Below are 2,600 nucleotides of genomic sequence, written 5' to 3' on the forward strand. Positions count from 1 at the left end.
ATTACACGTTTATCTGGAGCGATCGGGGTGGTTATTTATCCGTAATACGCTACACAAAAGTAGTGATAAAACCCTAATATCCAATACTTTGTCAGTTTGTTTGGTTTTATGAATAAAAAAAATTAGTACTTCAGATAATATACGTATATTTACGCGTTGGCAGCAATTTTATAAAATGCACCTAAAAATCAACACAAGTATGAAAAAGAAGATTTATTTTTTTATTCTCATTTTAACTTTTTCAAAAATATTCTCCCAAACTCAAAATATTAATTATGGCGAAATTAACTTTGAAATATCATCAAATTACCAAATATTAAATAAGGAATTACTTGATGAAGCAAAAAAAAATATCAGAGATGAAAATCAAAAGTTAAATGAAACTTTTAAACAGATTGAATTAGACTATAATGAAAGAACAACTTTTACTTTTAAAAATAAAACTTGTAATTGCTTAAATAATCTTGTTCTTTCCCAAACCAAAATTGGATTTTCATTTTCAAATAATTATTATTCTTCTAATTCTGAACTACAGAACGAAATAAAAGAAATGTATGATGAAAATATTAAAGCAAACAAAGAGCATATCAGTAATACAGGGATTGCAAAAATCACAAAAATAAACCCAACTTCATTTAAAAAAACAAAAAATATTAATTACTTTCACATAAGTTCAGAAATGGTCATGCTCAAAAACAATAAGACTATAGTTGCTGATATTTTCACAATTCCTGTTGAAAATTTTTTTTATCAACTAGAATTTTCTACCGATAAAGTTAATTATGACACAGTGCTTCCATTAATTAAAGAAATGTTAAACTCAATAAAAATAAATGAATGAAAAAAATATTTACACTTTTCTCACTTTTGTTTTTTTGTATCTATTTTTCTCAAATTGCTAATGAATTAAAGAAAGAGGAAATACAAAAAATCTCGACAAAAAATCATGAAAAATCGTTAGGACTTGACATTAATATTAGTTATCCTGCGGATTGGACAAAAACAGAGGGTAAAAGACCTCATATGTTATACAATTTTGCCAATCCTGACAAATCAATTAGATCAACTTTCGGAATAACTGATATTATTGAAAAATCTTCACCTGAAGAAAAAAAAGCATTTAGACTATTGTCAGATAAGGATATTAAAGATATAATGTTGCAAAGTTTTCCTACCGCAAAAAATTGTTCTAATTACTTTAATGAAATAGGAATTGAAAATCCAAAAAACTCTACATGCAGAATAACAAAAGTTGAGGGTATTGAAAGTTCAGTCGGGTCAACTTTTGGAACATTGCGAAGAGCAGAGTTTACAATGGATTTTTATATGGTTTATTATCAAATTCCCTATAAGACTAAAATAATCAATATAAGTTTTAATTTTCAGAATATTAAAGATGAACAAGACCGATTCTTAGCAGATAATCTATCAAATAAAATCATAAATACTATTGTAATTAACAATCTTTGGAAATAATAAATTTTAAAAACCATGGAACAAAATAACGGGCTTTTATTTCTTTCATTTGCTTTTCGTGTTGTAGGAGCAATTGTATGTTATAGTCAAGCAAAATCATTAAATCGTGAAGCAGGAGGTTGGTCTGTTTTCGGATTTTTCTTTCCTTTAATAGCGATGATTTGGGTTTTTTGCTTAAAACCTAAACCATATAAAAATGTGATTTCAAACAATGAACCGAAACCATTTACCAAATATTATACAGATAATGGCGTAATAGAAGTTGAAAATTCAGGCGAAAGAAGAGTTACAATTGATGGAAAACCTGCACCAAATGGCACATATCAACTTAATAGAATGGAAAAAATTGAAGTTGTTGATGGAAAAATTATATAAAAAAAACTGCTGCCAATAACTAAGCTTTCGTTTTGTCTGAAAGACAAGAAATGAAAGCCCGTTGAACGGAAGCTCAGGTAGCTTTTCAGCAGTATGATGGTCCTATTATGGGGATTTCGTTTTTAGCATTCAGAGCTACAAAGCAGTTTTTTTAGAAGTACTGCTTTTTTTGTGGCGTTTGATAGCCGTTGTGAGTGGTTCCTGTCTGCCGACAGGCAGGTTCTGCGGGTTTTCTTCGCTGCAGGACAAAGGTTCCCTTACCCGCAAAGGTTATTTCGCAGACGAAGGTTGGGTGACGAAAAGAAAATCCTGCGGCGGACCGCGCTGCCCGAAAGCTGCAATAGTCACCAGGTTTCCTTCTTTGCAACACCGGCATTTTCTGAGCATAGTCTGGGGAACAAAAACGCTTCGGTCCACTTTTAAACTTTCTTGCAAACCCTGAAGTTTTCCACGCTTCCAGCTGCTGCTTAAAATACCGTAATGGCGGATCCGCACAAATCTTTTCGGCAGAATGTGCAGACTGAAGCGCCTGATAAACTCCACATTCGATAAAGTCATTTCTTTTTTCTCGCCGCCTTTGCGGTAATCTTTGTAGGTAAAACGAACTTCTTTATCTGTGACTTCCTTGATCCGGTGATTGCTGATGGCCACTTTGTGGGTGTATCTTCCCAGATATTCAATTACCTGTTTCGGGCCGCCAAAAGGCCGCTTGGCATAGACGACCCAGCTTTTGGCGAAGAGTTTCTCCA

General features: G+C 32.4%; 4 protein-coding genes. 3 read left to right on the plus strand and 1 reads right to left on the minus strand.

What is annotated here, in order from left to right; genetic code table 11:
- The first annotated feature begins 199 nt into the window (after positions 1-199).
- Genes L0951_RS13605 through L0951_RS13615 form a run of 3 tightly spaced genes read left to right on the plus strand, consistent with a single transcriptional unit; the run spans position 200 to position 1,851 of the window.
- Entirely contained in the window at positions 200-841 is a 642-nt protein-coding gene (locus tag L0951_RS13605; protein WP_234111803.1) for a hypothetical protein, read from the plus strand.
- Positions 838-1,476, plus strand: coding sequence for a hypothetical protein (locus L0951_RS13610; RefSeq protein ID WP_234111804.1), 639 nt, complete (start codon positions 838-840; stop codon positions 1,474-1,476). The genes L0951_RS13605 and L0951_RS13610 overlap by 4 nt, the downstream gene beginning before the upstream one ends.
- A gap of 15 nt (positions 1,477-1,491) precedes the next feature.
- Positions 1,492-1,851 (plus strand): hypothetical protein, encoded by a 360-nt coding sequence (locus tag L0951_RS13615; protein WP_234111805.1) that lies wholly within the window; start codon positions 1,492-1,494, stop codon positions 1,849-1,851.
- 270 nt (positions 1,852-2,121) lie between these two features.
- On the opposite strand, the gene L0951_RS13620 is transcribed toward L0951_RS13615, so the two are convergent.
- On the minus strand, positions 2,122-2,600 hold a 479-nt coding region (locus L0951_RS13620), incomplete at its 5' end, for a transposase (protein WP_234111806.1).

It is taken from the genome of Chryseobacterium sp. R2A-55 (assembly GCF_021401085.1).
Taxonomy (GTDB): Bacteria; Bacteroidota; Bacteroidia; order Flavobacteriales; family Weeksellaceae; genus Kaistella.